This window comes from Bacteroides sp. OM05-10AA, from assembly GCF_003439055.1.
GTDB lineage: Bacteria > Bacteroidota > Bacteroidia > Bacteroidales > Bacteroidaceae > Bacteroides > Bacteroides intestinigallinarum.
In genome coordinates this window covers 53,501-77,366 of record NZ_QSUR01000033.1, presented here as the reverse complement: position 1 = coordinate 77,366, position 23,866 = coordinate 53,501, and the positions used below count along the sequence as shown (strand labels likewise).

Genomic DNA, 23,866 nt, shown 5'->3' with positions numbered 1-23,866 from the left:
GACTTACACCCGTTAGATAATGCTCATGCCGAGCGTACAAAGAAAGGAGCAACGAGGATCTATCCCCTTGCTCCTTTTGCTTATAAGCTTGTTTGTATGCGTTATCCTCATTTATACAAAATCTTTCAACTCTTGTTGTAAACGTTGACGTGTGAAGAATATGCGGCTCTTCACTGTACCTAATGGCAATCCTAATTTCTCTGCAATCTCACGGTATTTGAAACCTGATACGTGCATGGAGAAAGGAATCTTATACTCCCGGGGGAGTGCGTTGACGATGCGATGCATCTCTTTCAGGTCGTAAGCACCTTCGGTACTTTCAAATCCTGAATCTTGTGGCAGATTTAAGTGATAATAATTATCGGTGGTATCAACAAAGGTCTGATCGCGTACTATTTTGCGGTAGTTATTAATAAAGATGTTACGCATGATTGTGTACATCCATCCTTTGAAATTTGTGTCCGGAACATATTTCTCTTCATTGTCTAATGCTTTTAAAGATGTTTCCTGCAATAAATCATTTGCTTCTTCACGGTTGGCCGTTAATTTATAAGCGAAACGAAGCAATTCTTCCTGTACTCCAATTAAATCTTTCCTGAAACTTAAACTTTTCATACTTTAATGGTTTTATGGTTAATATTCGTTTTTTCTCGACATTTGCAAGTTTAAAGGAATTTTGTGTATCCAACAGGTGAAAATTTGTCATTTCTTGGGGGTTAATTCTATCAAATGACAGATTTCAGGTGCTTTCTGATAGTTTTTAGGTGGTATTTAGTAAATATTTCCTTTACCTCTTGGTTAAAAGAACCAAATAGATTACTTTTGATTTTATATTATTAAATAAAACAAAAGGCTATGACCATACTTATTATTGTAGGAATTATTGTATTGCTGGGCATTATCTTTGCTTCCATGTACAACTCATTAGTGAAATTGAGAAATAATCGTGAAAACGCATTTGCCGACATCGACGTGCAGTTGAAACAACGCCATGATCTCATTCCCCAACTGGTAGACACCGTGAAAGGATATGCCGCACATGAGAAAGAAACGCTCGACCGGGTGATTCAGGCACGTAACGGTGCAGTCAGCGCAAAAACGATCGACGATAAGATAGCTGCCGAAAATCAGTTGAGCTCCGCTCTTGCCGGATTGAAGATTACTCTCGAGGCTTATCCCGATCTGAAAGCTAATCAGAATTTCCTGCAATTACAGGAAGAAATTTCTGATGTAGAGAATAAACTGGCTGCTGTTCGCCGCTACTTCAACTCGGCCACTAAAGAATACAATAACGCCGTGCAGACATTCCCGTCGAATATCGTAGCAGGAATGACAGGATTCCAAAGAGAGATAATGTTCGACTTGGGGAAAAACGAACGTGCGAATTTGGAGCAGGCACCCAAAATTAGTTTCTAAAACCTTTATATACACCGTCCATCCAATTACAAAAGTCGAACACGCATGCAATACGTCGGAATCCAAACACAGCAGAGCCGGAATAATCTGCGCTCTGCGTTTCTACTATTCCTGTTTCCCTGTCTCGTGGCAGCACTCCTCTATTTGGCCTGCTACCTGTTGATTCTTTGGGGATATAGAAAGGGGATGGAAGTCGAAATGATGCCAATAGTCAATCATTTCTTCTTCTCTTCGTTACCATATACCATGGGGATTGTATTAATCTGGTTTCTGATTGCCTATTGGGCTAACACAAGCATTATCAATTCCGCCACCGGCTCCAAGCCGCTGAACCGTCAGGAGAATAAACGAGTTTATAATCTGGTGGAAAACCTCTGTATGTCTCAAGGCATGAAAATGCCGAAAATCAATATCATCTATGACAGTTCCCTGAATGCATTTGCCAGCGGTATCAACGAACGCACATACACCGTTACTCTCTCGGAGGGCATCATCCAGAAACTAAATGATGAGGAACTGGAAGCAGTCATCGCGCACGAGCTAAGTCACATCCGCAACCACGATGTACGCCTGCTGATTATTTCCATTGTCTTTGTCGGTATCTTCTCCATGCTGACAGAAATCACGTTTTATGCCATTACACACATGCGCGTGCGTAGTAACAGTAAAGGTAGCGGCGGTGTGGTTATCTTTATTCTTATCGCTTTAGTGATAGCCGCCATCGGTTATCTTTTCGCAAGCCTGATGCGTTTTGCCATCTCACGCAAACGCGAATATATGGCAGATGCAGGTTCGGCAGAAATGACGAAGAATCCGTTGGCACTGGCCAACGCTCTCCGCAAAATATCAGCAGATCCCGCTATCGAGGCAGTAGAAAGAAAAGACGTGGCACAATTATTTATTCAGAACCCCAAAAAGGCATCTAAAAGTATATTCAGCGGACTTAGCGGATTGTTTGCCACTCATCCTCCCATCGAAAAACGAATCGAAATACTGGAACAGTTCTAAATCGGGCTAAACTCATAAATAACAGGGGGTTCTGTTTAATTTTCATTAAAAGAAACAGAAGTATCCCTGTCTTTTTTGTATATTTGATTGTTATACATATATACATCAACCTAAATGCAAACTGATATGAGAACGAAGAAACAAATCTTTATGCTGTTACTAGCCTTGCTAGTGGGCATCCCTACCCTTTCGGCTCAACAAAGTAAAAAGGAAAAGAAGGAACAGAAGAAAGAAGCGGTAATGAAACTGATTGAATCAGAAAATTATAAGATAGATGTCAACACTGCCATGCCGATGCGCGGACGCTCCATCCCTTTGACATCTTCCTACTCACTGACAATCAGAAATGATTCGGTTATTTCTTACTTGCCTTATTATGGACGGGCTTATAGCATTCCGTATGGTGGAGGTGACGGACTTAACTTCAAAGCCATCCTCAAAGAATATAATGTGGAAATGGATAAAAAAGGGAATGCCGTTATCAAGTTCGTCGCACGTAATCCTGAAGACAGATATGAATTCAGAGCCAAAATATTCCCCAATGGTTCGGCAAGTATCGATGTCAATATGCAAAACCGGCAGTCCATTAGTTTTCAGGGAGAACTGGATATAAAGGAGGAAAAATAATGCCGTCCTTATTCTTCCGGCTCTTCACTACCTTTTAATATAGGCAGGCAAATGTGATATTTGACAGCTAAGATGCGGGTCAGGAATACCGCCAGTCCGCCAATCAACTGACAGGCGTATGATTCCAGACCTGCAACGTCGCACAGCCAGTATGCAATACCGCCTACAACGCAGGCCATTGCATAAATTTCTTTTCGGAAGATAAGAGGTATTTCATTGATAAATACGTCACGAATCACTCCACCGGCTGCTCCCGTAATGCTACCCATGATAATCGCCACCCAGAAAGGATAGCCTAAAGCAATGCTTTTGCCTACACCTACCACGGTAAACAATGCCAAGCCAATGGTATCGAAAATAAAGAAAGTATTATTGAGCCGGATGAGCCAACGTCCGAAACAGATTACCCACAGCAAAGCCAGTCCCGTACAAATCAGATATATAGGGTCGGTCATCCACCCCGGTGTCACGTCGAGCAGGACATCACGAATAGTACCGCCACCGATAGCAGTAGCAAGTCCTACCACATAAGCACCAAACCAGTCGAAACGTTTCGCCGAAGCCAGCCGGATGCCGCTAATAGCAAAGGCAAATGTGCCTATAAAATCAAGAATTTGAACGAATGTGGGCATATATTTGTTATTTTGTATGCAAAGTAACGAATAAATTCCGTAAGAAAATGTACTTTTGCTTCACGAATTAAACCGAATAAGATAGAAACAATATGAAAATAACAATTGTTGCGGGGGCACGCCCCAATTTTATGAAGATAGCTCCCATTACACGCGCTATTGAAGCCGCACGGGCGCTGGGTAAAAGTATCTCTTACCGACTGGTATATACAGGAAGGAAAGACGATACAAGTCTGGATGCTTCTCTCTTTTCGGACCTCGATATGAAAGCTCCTGATGTTTATCTGGGAGTGGAAAGTAGTAATCCAACGAGTTTGACAGCCGGAATCATGGTAGCCTTCGAACAGGAACTGACGGAGAATCCGGCACACGTAGTTCTCGTGGTAGACGATCTGACTGCCACCATGAGTTGTGCCATCGTTGCCAAGAAACAAGGAATCAAGGTGGCGCATCTCGTAGCCGGAACCCGTTCTTTCGACATGAAGATGCCGAAAGAGGTCAACCGTATGATTACAGATGGAATATCCGACTATCTGTTTACTGCCGGCATGGTTGCCAACCGCAACCTGAACCAGACAGGAACGGAAAGTGAAAACGTATATTATGTAGGTAACATTCTCATAGATACCATCCGCTACAACCGGAACCGTTTGCTCAAACCGATATGGTTTTCCGTATTGGGACTGCAAGAGGGAAATTATCTCCTGCTCACCCTCAACCGTCGCGTATTGCTAAACAACAAAGAAAATCTGCGTCAGTTGCTGAAAACAATCATTGAAAAATCTGCCGGTATGCCCATCGTAGCACCGCTGCACACATACGTACGAAATGCCATCAAAGAATTAGGCATCGAAGCTCCGAACCTCCACATAATGCCTCCGCAGAATTACCTGTTCTTCGGTTATCTGATAAACAAGGCAAAGGGAATCATTACAGATTCGGGCAACGTAGCCGAAGAAGCAACATTTATGGGTATTCCATGTATCACGCTCAACACGTATGCCGAACATCCCGAAACATGGCGCATGGGAACCAACGAACTGGTCGGGGAAGATCCTGTCCTGCTTGCCAAAGCAATGGATACCCTGATGCAAGGCGAATGGAAACGAGGCGAACTCCCCGAACGTTGGGACGGACGTACCGCAGAGCGTATCGTACAGATATTGGCTGATAAAAAATAGCACTGCTGCAAAGATACATTTCATCTTCCGGCATGTTACTTTCCATTTCATGCCGGAAAACTTTATTTATCCCGTAAAGAAACTCTTGTTTCCCCGTAGAGAAACAAGAGTTTCCCCATAGGGGGAACAAGGGTTTCCCGTAGAGAAACAATCACTATCCACGCGGGAAACTAATTTATCGAAAGGTGAATTACCCCTATTCCCTTTCATTGACAGATAACCAAAGCTTGTAAACAACAAAAAACGATGGGTAAAAAAAGTTATATATTCTGCTATCCTTAGAGTTATTTGTTAACTTTGCGCCCTACTACGAACGTTATGATACAACGATATAGCAAAATACTTATACTGTTCTTACTCGTATTGGCAGCTTCAGATGCTTTTGCGCAGCAAATAAAAGGGGTAGTCACTGATTCAGTTACCCATGAGCCATTGATGTATATCTCTGTTTACTATCAGGAAAAAAGAGATATGGGTACCATCACCAATATTGACGGAGAATACAGTCTTGAAGCCCGCAGAAACGGAGGAACTCTTGTGTTCTCTGCAGTAGGTTATATCAGTAAAACAGTTAGAGTAGGTTCCAACAATCAGACGGTAAACGTTAAGCTGGCTCCGGATAATGTGCTCCTGAACGAGGTTGTCGTGAAACCTCAAAAGGAAAAATACTCCCGTAAGAACAACCCGGCAGTTGAATTCATGAAGAAAGTAATCGAACACAAAAAGGCACAAGTCCTTGAAGTGAATGAATACTATCAGTACGACAAGTACGAGAAAATGAAGATGTCTATCAACGACCTCACGCCGGAAAAACTGGAAAAAGGAATCTACAAGAAATATTCATTCCTAAAAGATCAGGTGGAAGTTTCGGAAACAACCAACAAATTGATTCTCCCGATTTCCGTACAGGAGACGGCTTCGCAAACCATCTATCGCAAAAATCCCGAAAGCAAGAAAACACTTATCAAAGGTAAAAACTCCAACGGTATCGACGAATTCTTCTCCACAGGAGATATGCTCGGCACTGTATTGAAAGATGTATTTGCCGACATCAATATCTACGACGACGATATCCGGTTACTCCAACAGCGTTTCGTTAGTCCTATCGGTAACAATGCCATCTCATTTTATAAATATTATCTGATGGACACATTGATAGTAAACAAGCGCGAATGTGTTCACCTCACGTTTGTTCCGCAAAACTCGCAGGACTTTGGATTCACCGGACATCTTTATGTATTGAACGACTCCACTTATGCCGTTCAGAAATGTACGATGAACCTGCCTAAAAAGACCGGAGTAAACTTCGTCAACCGTATGGACATCGTGCAACAATACGAGCAACTCCCTAACGGAAACTGGGTATTGGCGGATGATGACATGACCGTAGACCTGTCCTGGAATTCCAACAAAACAGCAGGCGGATTGCAGGTGGAACGAACTACAAAGTATAGTAATTATAAATTCGATCCTATCGAACAACGACTGTTCCGGTTGAAAGGCAGCGTGATAAAAGAAGCGGATATGCTTTCGAAAAGCGATGAGTATTGGGCGAGTGTCCGCCAAGTGCCGCTGACGAAGAAAGAAAGTTCGATGGACGTATTCGTCAACCGCCTCGAACAGATACCGGGATTCAAATACATTATCTTCGGAGCGAAAGCGCTGATTGAAAACTTTGTGGAAACAGGAAGCAAAGGCCATCCGAGCAAAGTGGATATCGGTCCTATCAACACCATGATTTCAAGCAACTACATTGATGGTACCCGTTTCCGGTTAAGTGGTATGACAACTGCTCATTTCCACAAACACTGGTTCTTGAACGGATACGGAGCTTACGGTCTGAAAGATGAACGCTGGAAATATAGCGGTACGGTGACTTATTCGTTCAATAAACGCGATTATGTTGTCTGGGAATTCCCGAAACATTATCTTTCGGCATCGTACAGTTATGACGTAATGTCTCCGATGGATAAATTCCTGTTCACAGATAAAGACAATATCTTCCTGTCGGTAAAAACAACGACAGTAGACCAGATGTCGTATATGCGCGACGCCACCATTAATTATGAACTTGAAACGCTGACAGGATTCGGAGTGAAAGCCATGCTGCGCCATCGTAACGACGAGCCTACCGGCAAACTGGAATATCTGCGCAATGATGCCGCACAAACCCGTGTGCATGATGTCACGACTTCGGAAGCGAGTCTGACACTGCGTTATGCTCCGGGCGAATCATTTGTCAACTCCAAACAACGCCGCGTACCTGTATCGTTGGATGCTCCTATCTTTACCCTGACTCATGCCATGGGTTTCAAAGGAGTACTAGGTGGAGATTACAGTTTTAACCGTACGGAAGCAAGTGTATGGAAACGTTTCTGGCTCCCCGCTTCCTGGGGAAAGATTGATTGTAGCTTAAAAGCAGGAGCAGAATGGAACACGGTTCCTTTCCCGTTGTTGATCTTGCCGGAAGCTAACTTGTCCTACATCACCCAGCGCGAAACGTTCAACTTGATTAATAACATGGAATTCCTGAACGACCGTTACGCTTCCATGTCATTATCTTATGATATGAATGGAAAACTATTCAACCGTATTCCTCTTATCAAGAACTTGAAATGGAGGGAAATGTTCCGCGTACGTGCTTTGTGGGGAACATTGACAGATAAGAATAATCCGTTTAAGAGCAACAATCCCGATTTGTTCCGTTTCCCGACACGCGACGGTAAGTTCACCAGTTTCGTGATGGACCCGAAAGTGCCTTATATTGAAGGAAGTGTAGGTATCTACAACATTTTCAAGTTGCTGCACGTTGAATATGTACATCGTTTCACTTATCGTGATAATCCGGGTATCAACAAAAACGGTATTCGTTTCATGGTATTAATGGTATTCTAAAAAAATTATGCAACCTTTAGCAGAACGGTTACGGCCAAAAACTTTGGATGAATATATCGGTCAGAAACATTTAGTTGGACCGGGAGCCATCTTGCGGAAGATGATTGACGCAGGACGCATCTCTTCTTTTATTCTCTGGGGACCTCCCGGAGTAGGTAAAACGACTCTTGCACAGATCATCGCCAACAAACTGGAAACGCCTTTCTATACTTTGAGTGCTGTGACCTCTGGTGTGAAGGATGTGCGCGAAGTGATAGACCGTGCCAAGAGCAACCGGTTCTTTTCGCAGTCCAGCCCGATTCTGTTTATCGATGAAATCCATCGGTTCAGCAAGTCACAGCAGGATTCACTGTTGGGAGCTGTAGAGAACGGAACAGTCACGCTGATTGGTGCAACAACGGAAAACCCGTCGTTCGAAGTCATCCGCCCTCTCCTATCCCGTTGCCAGCTTTATGTACTCAAATCTTTGGAAAAAGAAGATTTGCAGGAACTTCTGCAACGTGCCATCACTACGGATGCCATACTGAAGGAACGAAAAATTGAATTGAAAGAAACAACAGCTATGCTGCGCTTCTCCGGTGGAGATGCCCGCAAACTGCTTAATATATTGGAACTTGTTGTGCAATCGGAGACGGAGGAAACAGTTGTCATCACCGATGAAATGGTGACCGAACGCTTGCAACAGAATCCACTGGCTTATGATAAGGATGGAGAGATGCATTATGACATTATCTCGGCTTTCATCAAGTCTATCCGCGGTAGCGATCCTGACGGAGCGATCTACTGGCTTGCCCGTATGGTGGAAGGAGGCGAAGATCCTGCCTTCATTGCCCGTCGGCTTGTGATCTCGGCTTCCGAAGATATCGGACTTGCCAACCCAAATGCGTTGCTTATCGCCAATGCATGCTTTGATACATTGATGAAGATCGGTTGGCCCGAAGGACGGATTCCTTTGGCCGAAGCGACGATATATCTAGCTACCAGTCCTAAAAGCAATTCGGCATACAGTGCAATTAACGATGCATTAGAGCTAGTCCGGTCAACCGGTAATCTGCCTGTGCCCTTGCATCTGCGCAATGCTCCGACCAAACTGATGAAACAGTTGGGATACGGACAGGAATATAAATATGCGCACAGCTATGAAGGTAACTTTGTCAAACAGCAATTTCTTCCGGACGAGCTGAAAGACAAACGGATATGGCAACCGCAAAACAATCCGGCAGAACAGAAACATGCCGAGCGAATGATACAGTTGTGGGGAGACAAATTTAAGAAATAAGTGTTCGTAAAATAAGTCACTCCCTTCTGTAAGAAAAGCTAAAAGCAAAATAAAGCAGTAGGAAACATTATAACATATTAATAATATTGAAATTGAAATGAAGATTGTAGTTTTAGACGGCTATGCCGCCAATCCCGGAGATTTATCCTGGGAAGGTATGAAGGTGCTTGGAGAATGTACAATTTATGATCGTACAGCTCCGGAAGAGGTATTAGAACGTGCAGCCGGTGCAGAAGCAATTCTGACTAACAAGGTAATCATCAATGCAGACCACATGGCTGCACTGCCCGAACTGAAATATATCGGTGTGTTGGCTACCGGATACAATGTGGTAGACACAGCTGCTGCAAAAGAACGGGGAATCGTCGTTACTAATATTCCTTCATACAGCACCGCTTCCGTTGCTCAAATGGTATTTGCGCATATCCTGAACATCACTCAACAAGTGCAACACCACTCTGAAGAAGTGCATAAAGGTCGTTGGGCTAACAACAAGGATTTCTGTTTTTGGGATACTCCGTTGATGGAACTGCGGGAAAAGAAAATCGGTCTGGTAGGACTGGGAAATACCGGATATACCACAGCGCGCGTTGCTATCGGTTTCGGTATGCAAGTGTATGCATTGACTTCAAAATCTCACTTCCAGTTGCCACCGGAAATCAAGAAGATGGATTTAGATCAGTTGTTCAGCGAATGTGATATTATCAGTTTGCACTGCCCGCTTACTCCGGAGACACGCGAAATGGTAAATGCACGCCGTCTGGGTATGATGAAGCCGACAGCTATTTTAATCAACACCGGTCGCGGCCCGCTTATCAACGAACAAGACCTTGCAGACGCTTTGAACAGTGGCAAGATTTATGCAGCCGGAGTAGACGTGCTTTCTACTGAACCGCCTTGTGCCGACAATCCATTACTAACTGCAAAGAACTGCTACATCACTCCGCACATTGCCTGGGCAACCATCGAGGCTCGTGAACGTCTGATGAATATTGCAATCAGTAACCTTCAGGCTTACATTGCCGGAAAACCGGAGAATATAGTCAATAAATAAAAAGCGATATATCCGAAAAGATAGAAAAGGCTTATATATAAAAACTCCCCTCATTTAACTTCTCTACCATGACATAGAGAATTAAATAAGGGGAGTTTATTTGTTCCTAGAAGAATCTCAATTCGAAATTCGATGTGGACAACGTATCAATATGAGTGTCCTCCTTCATCCATTTCTTTCTCGGTAATTTTGTGACGATCGATACTACGCCAAGCATAGAAAATATATGCAATTACGAATGGAACAAGAATAGAGACATAGGCCATTGTCTTTAGTGTAAATTCGCTGGAACAGCTATTGGCTAAAGTTAATGAGCTTTGCAGGTCTGTATATGACGGATAATAAGCGGTATTGTTGTACCCTGCTACCAGCAATAAAGATAAAACAGTCAGTACCGTACCGATTCCCGTAAACCAGATTCCTTTATCAAACGTCTTTTTAAGCAATGTCTTTCCAATGCCGAAAAGAACCAGTACCACACCAATCAGGAATAAAGCCAGCACTACCGGCATTTCGATAAAGTTAGTGAGATACTTATATGGCTGCATATAAATTTCCTGTGTATCCGGATTAACGGCAAAGCCATCAGATACCAATGTACGAATGACAAATGCCAAAAAGAATACAAGGAACAAAACTGTATTATTGCGTACTGCACGACGACATTTATCGGTCAGCTCCTTATCATCAATATTATTAATGAAATAGAGAGATCCCAACACACGGGCAAGGAAGAATACAGCCAATCCAAGAATTACATTCCAAATGTTGGTCAGTGCATCCAATCCGTGCCAGCCATTTCCCCAATGACTGATTACCGGCATAATGGTATCTGTCATATTGGCCTTATTAATATAGAAATCAGAACCGGTAAAGAAAGTAGCCACTGCCCCACCAAGTAACACAGGACCTACCACTCCATTAATCACCAAAAAAGTCCGGTATGTCTTTTTACCTAACAGATTTCCGGCTTTACTCTGAAACTCATAACTGACAGCCTGCAATACAAAACTGAAAAGTATAATCATCCAAAGCCAATATGCACCGCCGAAACTGGTACTGTAAAACAAGGGGAAAGAAGCGAAGAAAGCTCCTCCAAATGTAACCAATGTAGTAAACGTAAACTCCCACTTACGTCCGGTAGAATTCACCATCATCTTACGATGCTCCTCGGTTTTACCCAAGCAGAACAACAAAGAATTACCTCCTTGTACAAACAATAAGAACACGAGTATGGCCCCTAACAAGGAAACGACAAGCCACCAATATTGTTGTAAAAATATATACATATAGCTAAAATATTAAGTAATGAGTAATAGGTAATTATCAATTCTCCGGTCCTTTTTTGATAGCCTTTACCATAATTCCGACACCTGCAATCAGCATCACTGTAAACAGGAGCAAGAAGATAAAGAAAGTCGTTTGTACAGAGCTTACATCCAGTTTGGAGATGGCAGCCATTGTCGGCAACATATCACGGATAGCCCACGGTTGACGGCCACATTCGGCAACCACCCATCCGGCTTGTCCGGCGATGTATCCCAAAGGAATTGTCAGCAGAGCAATCCAGTGCATCCAACGCATCTGGCTTAAATCTTTCTTATAGATAAAGAAGAGAACGACAATAAAGAACAGGATGAAGTATCCGCCCAAGATTACCATTACACGGAACGCATAAAAGTTCAGAGGAACATTCGGAACCAGTTGGTTCACATCTTTGATATATCCGTAACCGAAATATGGAATATTTTCCTGTAATACTTTATATGCAATTTGAGCATCTTCCTCATGTCCTGCACTCTTTGCTGCACGATAGGCAGCCAATGCACCGATAGCCGTTTTTCCACGTTCTATCTTCTCGGCAGCAGAAAGAGCTGTCGATCCGTCTTTCTGTTGATAACCACCCTCGATGATATTTGTAATACCAGGAACGTAGCCGTCTACATTACGTTCTGCAAGGAAAGAAAGCATGCTGGGGATTTCAAAACGGAAGAGGAAAGGATCTTTCCCATCGTTGTAAGTCTTCTTTTCCGGGTTCAACACTCCTATTCCAACCAGACCTACATTAGTGCCGCCTTCATACAGACCTTCCACAGCAGCCAGTTTCATCGGTTGCGTCTGGGCAATCTGATAACCGGAACCGTCACCGGTCCAAACAGAAAGCAACGATGCTACTAATCCGAAAATCGCCCCAATCTTGATGCTGGCAAGCGCAAACTCACGATTACGTTTCTTCAGCAGATACCAACAACTGATGCCGACTACAAAAATAGCACCCAGCACCCAGCCGGACAATACCGTATGGAAGAATTTATTGACCGCTACAGGTGACGTAGCCACTGCCCAGAAATCTACCATCTCATTACGAACTGTATCAGGATTGAATTCCATGCCTACCGGATGCTGCATCCATGCGTTGGCTACGAGAATCCACCAGGCAGAAATCGTAGCTCCCAAGCCTGTGAGCCAGGTAGAAGCCAAGTGGAAACGTTTACTTACTTTGCCCCACCCAAAAAACATGACGGCGATAAATGTGGCTTCCATAAAGAATGCCAAAATACCTTCAATAGCCAACGGAGCACCGAAGATATCTCCTACAAACCACGAATAATTGCTCCAGTTCGTACCGAACTCAAACTCCAGAATCAAACCGGTTGCCACACCAATAGCAAAGTTTATACCGAAAAGTTTCATCCAAAACTGGGCAGTCTTTTTCCAAAATTCATTGCCTGTTTTATAATACAGCGTCTCCATGATTCCCATCACCACTGCCAGTCCGAGTGTGAGAGGAACAAAAATCCAGTGGTACATGGCTGTCATCGCAAATTGGGCTCTCGACCAATCGATCAGCGAGGTGTCAATACTTTCAATCATAATCCTATGTAGTTTAAGAGTTAAAAATCAGTAGATTTACCGGGGATGGCACGTTCTATCAGTTCGTTTCCCACGTATGTTCCTTTGTCGTCATCCGTAGGATGGTCACGGAGGAAATCAGGGAAAAAGAACATTTTGAGGATGAAGAACATAACGAATAATTTCAGCAGAATGATAACCCACAGGGTACGCCCCAAGGTCATACTACGGAAGCCCTCCAAATAGAAGTTCCAGATCGTAAGCAGTGTATTCTTCATATGTTGACGTTATAATTTGTAATGAGTACAAATATACATTTTTTATAATTAAAACAAACAACTAGTCGAAAAAGTTGCGCGATTTGTTGTGTTTTTCTTCAAAAACCTGCCTATCGACAGAAAAAAAACATTTAACGGCGAAATTACGTCATCCGTCTATCGTTTTTGCGGCATATATAATATGTACGTACCTTCGCTAACAGTAAATCAATAGAAGTATGAATATGATAAATGTAAGAAGATTGACAGTGATGACATTTCTTGGAGCAGGTATGCTGTCCGGCATATCTGCCCAAGTTTCTCCGCTGCAAGTCGATACGCTGAAAGAAACGAAAATTCCGGCTCAATGGGATTTACAGTCATGCATCGACTACGCAATAGAGCAGAACATCACGATTCGCAAGAACCGGATCACTGCGGCCAGCACGCAGATTGATGTGAAGACAGCTAAGGCTGCCTTGTTTCCCAGTCTTTCGTTCTCTACCAGCCAACAGGTGGTGAATCGTCCGTATCAGGAGACAAGTAGCCGGGTAAGCGGCAGCGAAATTATCAGTAGCAATAGTAAAACGAGCTACAATGGTAATTATGGACTGAATGCGTCGTGGACTTTATATAATGGTAATAAAAGACTGAAAACCATCCAACAGGAAAAGTTGAACAATCAGGTAGCCGAACTGGACGTAGCGACTTCCGAAAATAACATTCAGGAATCTATCGCCCAAGTGTATATCCAGATTCTTTATGCAGCCGAGTCTGTCAAAGTAAACGAAAGTACCCTGCAAGTTTCTATTGCGCAGCGTGACCGCGGACAGGAACTTCTGAACGCCGGAAGTATTGCCAAAAGCGACTTCGCCCAATTGGAAGCACAGGTGAGCACAGACCGATACCAACTTGTCACAGCGCAAGCCACTCTTGAAGATTACAAATTACAACTGAAACAATTGCTCGAACTGGATGGGGAGAATGAAATGAACATCTACCTCCCTGCCCTGTCCGATGAAAATGTACTGGCTCCGTTGCCTACCAAAAAAGATGTGTACATTAGTGCATTGAGTCTTCGCCCGGAGATTGAAGCTAGCAAACTTAATGTAGAGGCTTCCGAACTGGGTATCGGTATTGCCAAATCAAGTTATTTGCCCACAATCAGCCTTAGCGCAGGAATCGGAACCAACCACACCAGCGGCAGCGACTTCACTTTCGGAGAGCAAGTGAAAAACGGATGGAACAATTCGATCGGATTGTCTGTCAGTGTGCCGATCTTCAATAACCGTCAAACTAAAAGTGCCGTACAGAAAGCAAAATTGCAATACGAGACGAGCATGTTATCCTTGCTTGACGAACAAAAGGCTCTGTACAAGACCATCGAAGGACTCTGGCTGGATGCTAACAGTGCACAGCAACGTTATGCAGCAGCAAACGAGAAGTTGAAGAGTACACAAATCAGCTATGAGTTGATTAGCGAACAGTTTAATCTGGGAATGAAAAATACCATAGAACTTCTTACTGAAAAGAACAACTTGCTGCAAGCACAGCAGGAACAACTTCAAGCCAAATATATGGCTATACTGAATATGCAGTTGCTGAAGTTCTATCAGGGAGATCAATTAGCAATCTAAATAAAAGCATAATAAACGAATGAAAACGAAAAAGATTATCTTAATCGCTGTGGCAGTCGTTGTGGTAGCAGGTGCAGGAATCTGGTTCTTTGCAGGTTCACCGGCCAAGCACAAAGTCACCTACGCCACTGCCAGCGTGAGCAAAGGCGATATTTCAAATTCGGTGACTGCTACCGGAACCATCGAACCGGTGACGGAAGTAGAAGTCGGTACACAGGTTTCCGGTATCATCGACAAGATTTACGTAGATTACAACTCGGTAGTAACCAAAGGACAGTTGATTGCCGAAATGGACCGTGCCACATTGCAAAGTGAACTGGCATCACAACAGGCAACGTACGATGGTGCAAAAGCCGAATATGAATATCAGAAGAAGAATTATGAACGTAGCAAAGGCTTACACGAAAAGTCACTGATTAGTGATACGGATTTCGAACAGGCCCTCTACAACTATCAGAAAGCGAAAAGTAGCTATGATAGCAGTAAGGCATCGCTCGCAAAAGCAGAACGTAACCTGGCTTATGCTACTATCACCTCACCGATTGACGGAGTAGTCATCAGCCGTGATGTGGAAGCAGGACAAACCGTTGCTTCCGGATTCGAAACTCCGACACTGTTCACCATTGCTGCCGACCTGACACAGATGCAGGTAGTAGCCGATGTGGATGAAGCTGATATAGGCGGTGTAGTAGAAGGCCAGCGTGCCAGCTTCACGGTAGATGCTTATCCGAATGATGTATTCGAAGGCGTAGTTACACAAATTCGTCTGGGAGATGCAAGCAGTACGAGCAGTACAAGCACCACCACTACAGTAGTTACTTATGAAGTTGTAATCTCTGCTCCCAACCCTGATTTGAAACTGAAACCTCGTTTGACAGCTAATGTCACGATCTATATTCTTGATAAAAAGGATGTGTTGTCTGTCCCGAACAAAGCACTGCGATTCACACCTGAAAAACCGTTAATCGGTAATAATGACATCGTAAAAGATTGCGAAGGCGAACATAAACTCTGGACTCGTGAAGGAACCACATTCACCGCTCATCCGGTAGAAGTAGGAATCAGCAACGGTATATCTACAGAAATTATCAGTGGCATTTCCGAAGGAACAAAAGTAGTGACCGAAGCTACCATAGGAGCAATGCCCGGTGAAAATGTGGCTGCTGAAGGAAATCAGGAAAGTGGCGGAGAAAGAAGTCCGTTCATGCCTGGCCCTCCGGGAAGTAAGAAGAAAAAATAATTATTCAATGTGCCAATCCGTTATTGGCACATTAACACATTATTTACGATGAAAAAAGTAATTGAAATACAAAATATCAAACGTAACTTTCAGGTAGGCGACGAAACCGTCCACGCATTGCGGGGCGTTTCGTTCAATATCAATGAAGGAGAGTTTGTCACCATCATGGGTACTTCCGGTTCGGGAAAATCCACGCTGCTTAATATATTAGGCTGCCTGGACACCCCGACCAGTGGAGAATATCTGCTCGACGATATTCCCGTACGTACGATGAGCAAGCCTCAACGTGCAGTACTAAGAAACCGGAAGATTGGCTTCGTGTTCCAAAGCTACAACTTGTTACCTAAAACGACGGCTGTAGAAAATGTGGAACTACCGCTTATGTACAACTCTGCCGTGAGCGCTTCCGAACGCCGTCGCCGCGCCATCGAATCCCTACAGGCTGTAGGATTGGGAGACCGTCTGGAACATAAATCCAACCAGATGTCCGGTGGACAGATGCAACGCGTTGCCATCGCACGCGCATTGGTCAACAATCCGGCAGTGATTCTTGCCGACGAAGCGACCGGAAACCTCGATAGCCGTACCTCTTTCGAGATACTTGTACTGTTTCAAAAGCTTCATGCAGAGGGACGTACGATTATCTTTGTAACACATAATCCCGAACTTTCGCAATATAGTAGCCGGAATATCCGTCTGCGTGACGGTCAGGTTATAGAAGATACAACCAATCCGAAAATTCTGTCTGCTGCCGAAGCGCTGGCCGCATTGCCGAAAAACGACGAGGATTAATAATTATTCAATGTGCCGATATACTAATGTGCCGATTGCTGAACAACAAACAGGTTGAGTGACTATACCTTCAGAAAATTGCCCCATTAGTATATGGACAAATTAGCAAATTATTCATTATGAATGGAACTAATTTATTTAAGATAGCTCTCCGGGCATTGGCGAACAATAAGCTGCGTGCTTTTCTAACCATGCTTGGTATCATTATCGGTGTTGCTTCTGTCATCACGATGCTGGCTATCGGACAAGGTTCGAAGAAAAGCATCCAGCAGCAGATTTCCGAGATGGGATCGAACATGATTATGATTCATCCGGGAGCCGATATGCGTGGAGGTGTCCGGCAAGACCCGTCTGCTATGCAGACTTTGAAGCTTGCCGACTACGAAGCCTTGCGTGATGAGACAAGTTTCCTGTCCGCCATCAGTCCCAATGTTTCATCATCGGGGCAACTCATTGCCGGAAACAACAACTACCCGGCTTCCGTGAATGGTGTCGGAACAGAATACCTCGACATCCGCCAGCTGACTGTTGAAAACGGAGAGATGTTCACTGAAGCCGACATACAGAGTTCGGCCAAAGTATGTGTGATTGGAAAGACTATAGTAGACAATCTTTTTCCGGACGGAAGTGATCCGGTAGGTAAGATTATTCGTTTCAGTAAAATACCGCTTCGTGTGGTAGGTGTGCTCAAAGCCAAAGGCTACAACTCTATGGGACAAGACCAGGATGCAGTAGTGCTTGCGCCATACACCACAGTGATGAAACGTCTGCTTGCCGTTACGTATTTGCAGGGAGTGTTTGCCTCTGCCCTTACCGAAGATATGACGGATTATGCTACTGACGAAATCAGTACGATCCTCCGTCGCAACCATAAGCTGAAAGCTTCGGATGACGATGATTTCACCATCCGTACCCAACAGGAATTGAGTACGATGCTCAACTCAACCACCGATTTGATGACAACCCTGCTGGCTTGTATCGCAGGTATTTCATTGGTAGTAGGTGGTATCGGAATTATGAATATCATGTATGTATCCGTTACGGAACGTACCCGTGAAATCGGTCTGCGTATGTCTGTCGGTGCACGTGGAGTCGATATTCTAAGCCAATTCCTTATCGAGGCCATCATGATTAGTATCACGGGAGGTATTATCGGAGTGATTATCGGCTGCGGGGCCAGCTGGATTGTCAAGAGCGTAGCGCATTGGCCTATCTATATCCAGCCGTGGAGTGTATTCCTTTCCTTCGCAGTATGTACTGTTACGGGCGTCTTCTTCGGATGGTATCCGGCTAAGAAAGCAGCAGATTTAGACCCGATAGAAGCCATCAGATACGAATAATTGATTGACAACCGTCGGTTGTCAATTAAAAAAATTATCTTTGTCTTTATGAAACAAACCTTTACATCCGCACGTCGTCCCCTGGAGATACTGATACACATTATCAGCTGGGGGATTATGTTCGGTTTCCCGTTCTTCTTCGTTGAACGTGGAAACGGGAACATCAACTGGATGGCCTATATACGCCATCTTGCTGTACCACTCTCTTTTATGATTGCGTTCTACGTGAATTATTTCATTCTTGTTCCCCGTTATCTGTTTCAGAGTCAGGCCAAAAGATATATCGTCTACAACATTATCTTTTTATGTGTCATCGGCATTTTGTTACATCTCTGGCAAAGCCTGACATTCGATCCGTCATTTGCACCCAAAGCCAAAAGACCGGGTATGCCTCCGGGATGGCTGTTCTTCCTTAGAGATATGTTGAGTCTCGTATTTACTATCGGCCTAAGTGCCGCTATCCGTATGAGCGCGCGATGGACGCAAAATGAAGCTGCCCGCAAAGAAGCGGAACGAAACCGTGCGGAAGCGGAACTGAAAAATCTGCGAAACCAACTGAACCCTCACTTTCTGCTGAATACCCTGAATAATATCTATGCACTGATTGCATTTGATTCGGACAAAGCGCAACAAGCAGTTCAGGAGTTGAGCAAACTGCTTCGTTATGTGTTATATGATAACCAACAAACGTACGTTCCTCTCTGTAAAGAGGTTGATTTTATCCGAAATTACATTGAACTGATGCGCATCCGTCTGTCGGCCAATGTACAGATGATTACTAAATTTGATATTCAGCCTGACAGTCAGACGCTTATTGCTCCGCTTATTTTTATCTCATTGATAGAGAATGCTTTCAAGCATGGCATCTCCCCTACTGAATCGAGTTTCATCAGTATTCATCTTTCGGAGAATGATAAGGAAGTGATTTGCGAAATCCGCAACAGTAATCATCCAAAGACAGTGGAGGATAAAAGTGGCTCGGGTGTGGGACTGGAGCAAGTCAGCCGCCGGTTGGAGATTCTTTATCCCGGGGCTTATACTTGGTCGAAAGGCATCTCAAAAGATGAAAAAGTATATGAATCGAGATTAAGTATCAAGATCAGAGAATAGATTTCAAAACATTGGATATAAAAACTTTAGATATAAAATAGTATGATGTTACGTTGTGCAATTGTTGACGATGAGCCGTTAGCTCTTAGCTTGTTAGAGAGTTACGTGAATAAAACCCCGTTCCTGCAACTCGTAGGAAAGTATTCCAGTGCGGTTCAGGCAATGAAAGAATTGCCTGGCGAAGAGGTCGATCTCCTGTTTCTGGACATCCAGATGCCGGAGCTTAATGGTTTGGAGTTTTCGAAGATGGTAGATCCGCACACCCGCATTGTGTTTACTACCGCTTTCGGACAGTATGCCATCGACGGTTATCGTGTCAATGCACTCGATTACCTGCTGAAACCAATCTCCTACGTCGATTTCCTGCAAGCTGCCAACAAGGCCCTTCAATGGTTCGAACTTGTACAGAAACCGGAAGAGATAGACAGTATTTTTGTGAAAAGTGACTACAAACTGGTACAAGTGGACTTGAAGAAAATCATGTATATCGAAGGACTGAAAGATTATATTAAAATATATACGGAAGATGCTTCCAAACCTATTCTATCACTGATGAGTATGAAAGCAATGGAGGAACTTTTACCGTCCAGCCGTTTCATACGCGTGCACCGCTCATTCATTGTGCAAAAAGATAAGATACGTGTGATCGACCGCGGCCGTATTGTTTTTGACAAGACATATATTCCTATCAGCGATAGTTACAAGCAAGTTTTTCAGACTTTTCTTGACGAAAGGAGCTAATTATTCATGAATTTATCGGTAAAAAAGTGAATTTTGTCGATTATAGTTTGTCAAAACCCGTTTTATATCTACCTTTGCAACGAACAGAAAGGGATTGTGAAATTCCAAGAATAGAATAGTTTAGTTAAGTCTAGTTTAGTTTTTGTGTTAATAGCTCCCTCGTCGGCGGACGAACTAGGGAGCTATTTTTTTTATTTATTACAGGAATATAATTGCACAAAATATACATATTTTCCATAACTTTGCAGCGACAAAGGATCACACAAATGGAATATAGCGTAGAAGAACTAAAAAGTGCATTAATAGAGAAATGCGAGAGTGAAGGTATCCTGTATGCAACGGTTGCAATGGACCGTCGTACTAAAGAAATGATTCTTCCTGATACTTTACAAGGAGCTCTGAAACATCCGGAATTCTTCGTATGTACCTGCAAGAAAGTAAAAGACCAATATGTAGTGGAGGAGATTACTAAAGTGTAATACTCCCCCAGTCTTTTATTTTTTATTCGCCCAGTTCACCTAGCAAATCGTAGGAAGGAGCAAAGAAAAGTGTTCCCGTAACTGCTGTACTAAAGTCCAGTAAACGGTCGGTATTGCCTACCGGATTGCCAATAAACATACTTTCCAACATCTGCCGGGTAGTAGTGAACGTACTTGCATAGCCGATGAAGTAAGTACCATATTCTCCTTTAGATGTATTGGCGAACGGCATATTGGCACGCACTATTTTCAGGTCATCACCAATATTAGTGACGGCATTATGCGCATTTTGAGGTTTCTCCTCGTCAGACAGTTCGACATCGTTAAACTTACGACGTCCGATCACTTTCTCCTGTTCTTCCACAGGCAAGGAGTTCCACGCAACCATATCGTGAATATACTTCTGCACAAAGACATAGCTGCCTCCTGCAAAATCAGCATCTCCCTCTCCTACAACTGCAAAATGATAGGGATTTTCATCAACCGCCGGATTCTCCGTTCCATCCACAAAGCCGATAATGGCTTTGCCATCCATATATCTGAAACCGTGAGTTTCGTCGACAGGTTCAACCACGCCTTGAAGTTTCTCATCGATGATAGATGCAAACTCAAAACATAATCCCATCTGTTTTGCACGGATATGAAACAATAAGTCGCCCGGAGTAGAAACTGCCGTATGCTTCTCGCCTTTTATCTCTTCGAAAGTTTTCAGTTCTTTGGGTTTTCCTTGTTCCGGGAAAAGACGGCTCCAGGCATCGGCTCCAAATCCCATGGTACAACTGAACATCATATCAGGAAAACGGTTACGCATACTGCGAATCAGGGCCGAGAAATTGGCACACACATCTTTTACTTTGTCAAGAGTTTCAGGCGAATCTTTTAAAGTATAAACAATAAAAATAACATTTTCGCCTTGTTTCCCCGCTACGTCTTGTGGGATATTACCACCAAATGAATGTTGATAAGGATTCATATTTTTCTTTTTTTTTCTATTAGTTTCGTCAATGAAATAGTTCTGTTCTAACTCATCTTTTTATTAGGATCTTCAATATATGCGGCAGCCCCTTTATCCATAAACAGTTCTACATTTTGCGCATGATGAGCCACATAGGCTGCGGGACCAGTGTCTCCCGAATTACAGATTTCTTCTACTACATCGGCTTTGTTTTTTCCGGTAATCAGGAAAATGACATAGCGGGCATTCTGAATGGGGTATCCCGTCATTGCGATACGCTTCTGCCCGTTACGGGGATGTGCACTGACCACATAAATAGAGTTTGAAGTCAGCAAATCTTCTTGCCCGGGAAAGATCGAAGAAGTGTGTCCGTCATCTCCGGCTCCCAACAGTATAATATCGAATTCCGGCCAACCACGCTTAAACGGCACTTGCTGTCGGACTAACTCCGAATAACGAACCGCCTCTTTCGCAGGCTTTGCCTCTCCACGGATACGGAATACATTCTCATAGAGAATAGGAGTGATACCCAAAAGAAGGTTGCGCATCATTCCGTAATTACTGTCCGAATCATCGGGAGGCACACAACGTTCATCCACCCAATAAATCCGCATACGGTCCCAAGGGGTAATTTCCATATATTCATTCGCCCATAAATCGAACATCAGAGCAGGGGTATTACCACCACTAACTGCGATATTGAACACTCTGTCCGGCTCTTCATTCATGATTTCCACCAGGCGGAGTATCAATGCTCGTGAAGTTTCAATTGATGAGGGAAAAACTGATAGTTTCATAATTCACAATATTGATCTGTATTTGTCAAATTCTTACAAGGATTCGTCCAGTCAGCCCCATGTTCGTGCATCATTGCTTCGCTTTCCAAAGGTCCCCACGTACCTGCGGGATAACCGTAAAGAGGCGCATCGGGGTTATCTTTCCAATAGCGGAGCACCGGATCGAAGAATTTCCATGAGGCTTCTACTGCATCACTTCGAGTAAATAAAGTCGGATCGCCCTGGATACAATCATCTATCAGACGGGCATAAGCGTCACCACTAGGCACACCGCCCAACTGTGCATAACTGAAATCCATCGTCACCTGGCGGACTTCGAAACCTGCACCGGGGACTTTCATTCCGATTTTGAGCACAATTCCTTCATTCGGTTGCAAACGAAGGATCAATTTATTAGCCCGTGGACAGTTGCCACCGGCACAATGAAACATCTGGTGAGGTGTTTCCCGGAAATGAACAACGATTTCCGTTACTTTCGTCGGCATTTGTTTACCTGTACGAATGTAGAACGGAACGCCGCTCCAGCGCCAGTTACTAATGCCCAGTTTCATGGCAATATAAGTTTCCGTGCGCGAATCGGGAGCCACTCCTTTTTCTTCACGGTATCCCTTTTTACTACCGGAGGCTGTATATTGTCCGCGAACAATATGTTCATTCAAATCGACATCATTCAATGGAGTAAGAGATTCGTAGACCTTCACCACTTCATTACGGAAATTGTCTGCATTGAAAACAGCAGGCGGTTCCATAGCCGTAAGGGCCACGAGCTGTATCAAATGATTCTGCACCATATCCCGCAGCGCACCTGCCGTTTCATAGAACCCGCCTCGTTGCTCGATACCCAGATTTTCTACGGCTGTAATTTCTACGTAGTCAATATAGTTACGATTCCAGAGAGGTTCGAAGATACCGTTGGCAAAACGGAAAGCCAGTACATTCTGGGCCGTTTCCTTACCGAGAAAATGGTCGATACGGTAAATTTGATGCTCATTGAAAACAGAGGCATACGTTTTATTCAGTTCAAGTGCCGACTCGAGATCATAACCGAAAGGTTTCTCAACGATGATGCGCGAGTGGGGAGTGTTAAGTCCGGCAGCTTTCAAATAGAGGGGCACTACTCCGTAAAGTGATGGCGGAGTGGCAAGATAGAACAGCAGATTGTCCGGATCTACCTCATTAGTCAATTCCACCAGACGTTGGCGGAGTTGCGGGTAACCTTCTTCTTTTGCCGGGTCCATCGGTAAATAGTAGAGATGGGAGACAAATGAAGCCATAAGAGCTGTGTCCTGTTCTTCGGACTTGACAAACTGTTGTAGTTCTTCTAATATATAGGAACGGTAGTTATCGTCAGAATAGACCGTACGCCCGATACCCAATATGGAAAACTCTCCGGTCAACCGTTTTTCACGGTAGAGGGAGTAAAGGGCAGGCATCAGCTTACGCTTGGTCAAATCACCTGACGCACCGAAAATTATCATTGCAAATTTATCCATCATTCAAGAATTGTTTTGATTTATGTTTTGAAATGGTAAATAATCATTTATGAGTCCACCACAGAGGACACGGAGAACAC

22 protein-coding genes are annotated in these 23,866 nt (G+C 43.8%); 14 read left to right on the top strand and 8 right to left on the bottom strand.

Features of this window, described 5'->3' with window-relative positions:
• Window positions 1–111 precede the first annotated feature (111 nt).
• Window positions 112–615: an RNA polymerase sigma factor gene (locus DXB58_RS21470; RefSeq protein ID WP_004300346.1), complete on the bottom strand. Its 504-nt coding sequence runs from the start codon at window positions 613–615 to the stop codon at window positions 112–114.
• 240 nt (window positions 616–855) lie between these two features.
• Here DXB58_RS21470 and DXB58_RS21465 point away from each other — a divergent pair, with 240 nt between their 5' ends.
• The 3 genes from DXB58_RS21465 to DXB58_RS21455 all read left to right on the top strand — a co-directional run bounded on the left by DXB58_RS21465 (window position 856) and on the right by DXB58_RS21455 (window position 3,051).
• Window positions 856–1,416: a LemA family protein gene (locus tag DXB58_RS21465; RefSeq protein ID WP_004300345.1), complete on the top strand. Its 561-nt coding sequence runs from the start codon at window positions 856–858 to the stop codon at window positions 1,414–1,416.
• A gap of 45 nt (window positions 1,417–1,461) precedes the next feature.
• On the top strand, window positions 1,462–2,424 hold the full coding sequence (locus DXB58_RS21460) for a M48 family metallopeptidase (protein ID WP_122138213.1): 963 nt from the start codon (window positions 1,462–1,464) through the stop codon (window positions 2,422–2,424).
• Window positions 2,425–2,550: 126 nt separating this feature from the next.
• Window positions 2,551–3,051: a DUF4251 domain-containing protein gene (locus DXB58_RS21455; protein ID WP_122138212.1), complete on the top strand. Its 501-nt coding sequence runs from the start codon at window positions 2,551–2,553 to the stop codon at window positions 3,049–3,051.
• 8 nt (window positions 3,052–3,059) lie between these two features.
• Here the strand turns inward: DXB58_RS21455 and DXB58_RS21450 are convergent, their stop codons facing one another.
• Window positions 3,060–3,683 (bottom strand): trimeric intracellular cation channel family protein, encoded by a 624-nt coding sequence (locus DXB58_RS21450; protein ID WP_004300342.1) that lies wholly within the window; start codon window positions 3,681–3,683, stop codon window positions 3,060–3,062.
• Window positions 3,684–3,775: 92 nt separating this feature from the next.
• Here DXB58_RS21450 and wecB point away from each other — a divergent pair, with 92 nt between their 5' ends.
• The 4 genes from wecB (at window position 3,776) to DXB58_RS21430 (ending at window position 10,092) form a co-directional block, all read left to right on the top strand.
• On the top strand, window positions 3,776–4,864 hold the full coding sequence (gene wecB / locus DXB58_RS21445; RefSeq protein ID WP_122138211.1) for a non-hydrolyzing UDP-N-acetylglucosamine 2-epimerase: 1,089 nt from the start codon (window positions 3,776–3,778) through the stop codon (window positions 4,862–4,864).
• Between the two features lie 318 nt (window positions 4,865–5,182).
• Complete coding sequence (locus DXB58_RS21440; protein ID WP_122138220.1) at window positions 5,183–7,759, top strand: DUF5686 and carboxypeptidase-like regulatory domain-containing protein; 2,577 nt, start codon at window positions 5,183–5,185, stop codon at window positions 7,757–7,759.
• 7 nt (window positions 7,760–7,766) lie between these two features.
• Window positions 7,767–9,038, top strand: coding sequence for a replication-associated recombination protein A (locus tag DXB58_RS21435; protein ID WP_004300338.1), 1,272 nt, complete (start codon window positions 7,767–7,769; stop codon window positions 9,036–9,038).
• 97 nt (window positions 9,039–9,135) lie between these two features.
• On the top strand, window positions 9,136–10,092 hold the full coding sequence (locus DXB58_RS21430; protein ID WP_008999364.1) for a D-2-hydroxyacid dehydrogenase: 957 nt from the start codon (window positions 9,136–9,138) through the stop codon (window positions 10,090–10,092).
• Window positions 10,093–10,238: 146 nt separating this feature from the next.
• On the opposite strand, the gene cydB is transcribed toward DXB58_RS21430, so the two are convergent.
• From cydB to DXB58_RS21415, 3 genes are read right to left on the bottom strand one after another with little or no spacing between them, the layout of a single operon-like run.
• On the bottom strand, window positions 10,239–11,381 hold the full coding sequence (gene cydB, locus DXB58_RS21425; RefSeq protein WP_004300336.1) for a cytochrome d ubiquinol oxidase subunit II: 1,143 nt from the start codon (window positions 11,379–11,381) through the stop codon (window positions 10,239–10,241).
• A 37-nt stretch (window positions 11,382–11,418) separates the two neighbouring features.
• A complete protein-coding gene (locus tag DXB58_RS21420; protein WP_004311577.1) occupies window positions 11,419–12,966 on the bottom strand; it encodes a cytochrome ubiquinol oxidase subunit I in 1,548 nt (515 codons plus the stop codon).
• 20 nt (window positions 12,967–12,986) lie between these two features.
• On the bottom strand, window positions 12,987–13,223 hold the full coding sequence (locus DXB58_RS21415; RefSeq protein WP_004300334.1) for a DUF4492 domain-containing protein: 237 nt from the start codon (window positions 13,221–13,223) through the stop codon (window positions 12,987–12,989).
• 218 nt (window positions 13,224–13,441) lie between these two features.
• On the opposite strand from DXB58_RS21415, the gene DXB58_RS21410 reads away from it, so the two are divergent.
• From DXB58_RS21410 to DXB58_RS21380, 7 genes are all read left to right on the top strand, one after another.
• On the top strand, window positions 13,442–14,839 hold the full coding sequence (locus tag DXB58_RS21410; RefSeq protein ID WP_199488001.1) for a TolC family protein: 1,398 nt from the start codon (window positions 13,442–13,444) through the stop codon (window positions 14,837–14,839).
• A 19-nt stretch (window positions 14,840–14,858) separates the two neighbouring features.
• Window positions 14,859–16,079, top strand: coding sequence for an efflux RND transporter periplasmic adaptor subunit (locus DXB58_RS21405; protein ID WP_122138210.1), 1,221 nt, complete (start codon window positions 14,859–14,861; stop codon window positions 16,077–16,079).
• A 48-nt stretch (window positions 16,080–16,127) separates the two neighbouring features.
• Entirely contained in the window at window positions 16,128–16,871 is a 744-nt protein-coding gene (locus DXB58_RS21400) for an ABC transporter ATP-binding protein (protein ID WP_004300330.1), read from the top strand.
• Window positions 16,872–16,990: 119 nt separating this feature from the next.
• Complete coding sequence (locus DXB58_RS21395; protein WP_004300329.1) at window positions 16,991–18,211, top strand: ABC transporter permease; 1,221 nt, start codon at window positions 16,991–16,993, stop codon at window positions 18,209–18,211.
• Between the two features lie 48 nt (window positions 18,212–18,259).
• Entirely contained in the window at window positions 18,260–19,321 is a 1,062-nt protein-coding gene (locus DXB58_RS21390; RefSeq protein ID WP_008999361.1) for a sensor histidine kinase, read from the top strand.
• A 42-nt stretch (window positions 19,322–19,363) separates the two neighbouring features.
• Window positions 19,364–20,062 carry a LytTR family DNA-binding domain-containing protein gene (locus DXB58_RS21385; protein ID WP_004300327.1) on the top strand — a complete coding sequence of 233 codons (699 nt, stop codon included), beginning with the start codon at window positions 19,364–19,366 and terminating at the stop codon, window positions 20,060–20,062.
• A 266-nt stretch (window positions 20,063–20,328) separates the two neighbouring features.
• On the top strand, window positions 20,329–20,541 hold the full coding sequence (locus DXB58_RS21380) for a hypothetical protein (protein ID WP_004310918.1): 213 nt from the start codon (window positions 20,329–20,331) through the stop codon (window positions 20,539–20,541).
• A 22-nt stretch (window positions 20,542–20,563) separates the two neighbouring features.
• Here the strand turns inward: DXB58_RS21380 and DXB58_RS21375 are convergent, their stop codons facing one another.
• Genes DXB58_RS21375 through zwf form a run of 3 tightly spaced genes read right to left on the bottom strand, consistent with a single transcriptional unit; the run spans window position 20,564 to window position 23,786 of the window.
• On the bottom strand, window positions 20,564–21,514 hold the full coding sequence (locus tag DXB58_RS21375; protein ID WP_122138209.1) for a Dyp-type peroxidase: 951 nt from the start codon (window positions 21,512–21,514) through the stop codon (window positions 20,564–20,566).
• Window positions 21,515–21,561: 47 nt separating this feature from the next.
• On the bottom strand, window positions 21,562–22,293 hold the full coding sequence (gene pgl / locus DXB58_RS21370) for a 6-phosphogluconolactonase (protein WP_004297828.1): 732 nt from the start codon (window positions 22,291–22,293) through the stop codon (window positions 21,562–21,564).
• Entirely contained in the window at window positions 22,290–23,786 is a 1,497-nt protein-coding gene (gene zwf, locus DXB58_RS21365) for a glucose-6-phosphate dehydrogenase (protein ID WP_032853567.1), read from the bottom strand. The genes pgl and zwf overlap by 4 nt, the downstream gene beginning before the upstream one ends.
• Window positions 23,787–23,866 lie beyond the last annotated feature (80 nt).

Bases quoted from the DNA above. Each gene is read 5' to 3' on its own strand.
- DXB58_RS21385 (WP_004300327.1), top strand. From the start codon at position 19,364: ATGATGTTACGTTGTGCAATTGTTGACGATGAGCCGTTAGCTCTTAGC.
- cydB (WP_004300336.1), bottom strand. From the start codon at position 11,381: ATGTATATATTTTTACAACAATATTGGTGGCTTGTCGTTTCCTTGTTA.
- DXB58_RS21405 (WP_122138210.1), top strand. From the start codon at position 14,859: ATGAAAACGAAAAAGATTATCTTAATCGCTGTGGCAGTCGTTGTGGTA.
- pgl (WP_004297828.1), bottom strand. From the start codon at position 22,293: ATGAAACTATCAGTTTTTCCCTCATCAATTGAAACTTCACGAGCATTG.
- DXB58_RS21400 (WP_004300330.1), top strand. From the start codon at position 16,128: ATGAAAAAAGTAATTGAAATACAAAATATCAAACGTAACTTTCAGGTA.
- wecB (WP_122138211.1), top strand. From the start codon at position 3,776: ATGAAAATAACAATTGTTGCGGGGGCACGCCCCAATTTTATGAAGATA.
- DXB58_RS21395 (WP_004300329.1), top strand. From the start codon at position 16,991: ATGAATGGAACTAATTTATTTAAGATAGCTCTCCGGGCATTGGCGAAC.
- DXB58_RS21470 (WP_004300346.1), bottom strand. From the start codon at position 615: ATGAAAAGTTTAAGTTTCAGGAAAGATTTAATTGGAGTACAGGAAGAA.
- zwf (WP_032853567.1), bottom strand. From the start codon at position 23,786: ATGGATAAATTTGCAATGATAATTTTCGGTGCGTCAGGTGATTTGACC.
- DXB58_RS21380 (WP_004310918.1), top strand. From the start codon at position 20,329: ATGGAATATAGCGTAGAAGAACTAAAAAGTGCATTAATAGAGAAATGC.
- DXB58_RS21455 (WP_122138212.1), top strand. From the start codon at position 2,551: ATGAGAACGAAGAAACAAATCTTTATGCTGTTACTAGCCTTGCTAGTG.
- DXB58_RS21430 (WP_008999364.1), top strand. From the start codon at position 9,136: ATGAAGATTGTAGTTTTAGACGGCTATGCCGCCAATCCCGGAGATTTA.
- DXB58_RS21410 (WP_199488001.1), top strand. From the start codon at position 13,442: ATGAATATGATAAATGTAAGAAGATTGACAGTGATGACATTTCTTGGA.
- DXB58_RS21390 (WP_008999361.1), top strand. From the start codon at position 18,260: ATGAAACAAACCTTTACATCCGCACGTCGTCCCCTGGAGATACTGATA.
- DXB58_RS21460 (WP_122138213.1), top strand. From the start codon at position 1,462: ATGCAATACGTCGGAATCCAAACACAGCAGAGCCGGAATAATCTGCGC.
- DXB58_RS21375 (WP_122138209.1), bottom strand. From the start codon at position 21,514: ATGAATCCTTATCAACATTCATTTGGTGGTAATATCCCACAAGACGTA.
- DXB58_RS21440 (WP_122138220.1), top strand. From the start codon at position 5,183: ATGATACAACGATATAGCAAAATACTTATACTGTTCTTACTCGTATTG.
- DXB58_RS21435 (WP_004300338.1), top strand. From the start codon at position 7,767: ATGCAACCTTTAGCAGAACGGTTACGGCCAAAAACTTTGGATGAATAT.
- DXB58_RS21465 (WP_004300345.1), top strand. From the start codon at position 856: ATGACCATACTTATTATTGTAGGAATTATTGTATTGCTGGGCATTATC.
- DXB58_RS21415 (WP_004300334.1), bottom strand. From the start codon at position 13,223: ATGAAGAATACACTGCTTACGATCTGGAACTTCTATTTGGAGGGCTTC.
- DXB58_RS21420 (WP_004311577.1), bottom strand. From the start codon at position 12,966: ATGATTGAAAGTATTGACACCTCGCTGATCGATTGGTCGAGAGCCCAA.
- DXB58_RS21450 (WP_004300342.1), bottom strand. From the start codon at position 3,683: ATGCCCACATTCGTTCAAATTCTTGATTTTATAGGCACATTTGCCTTT.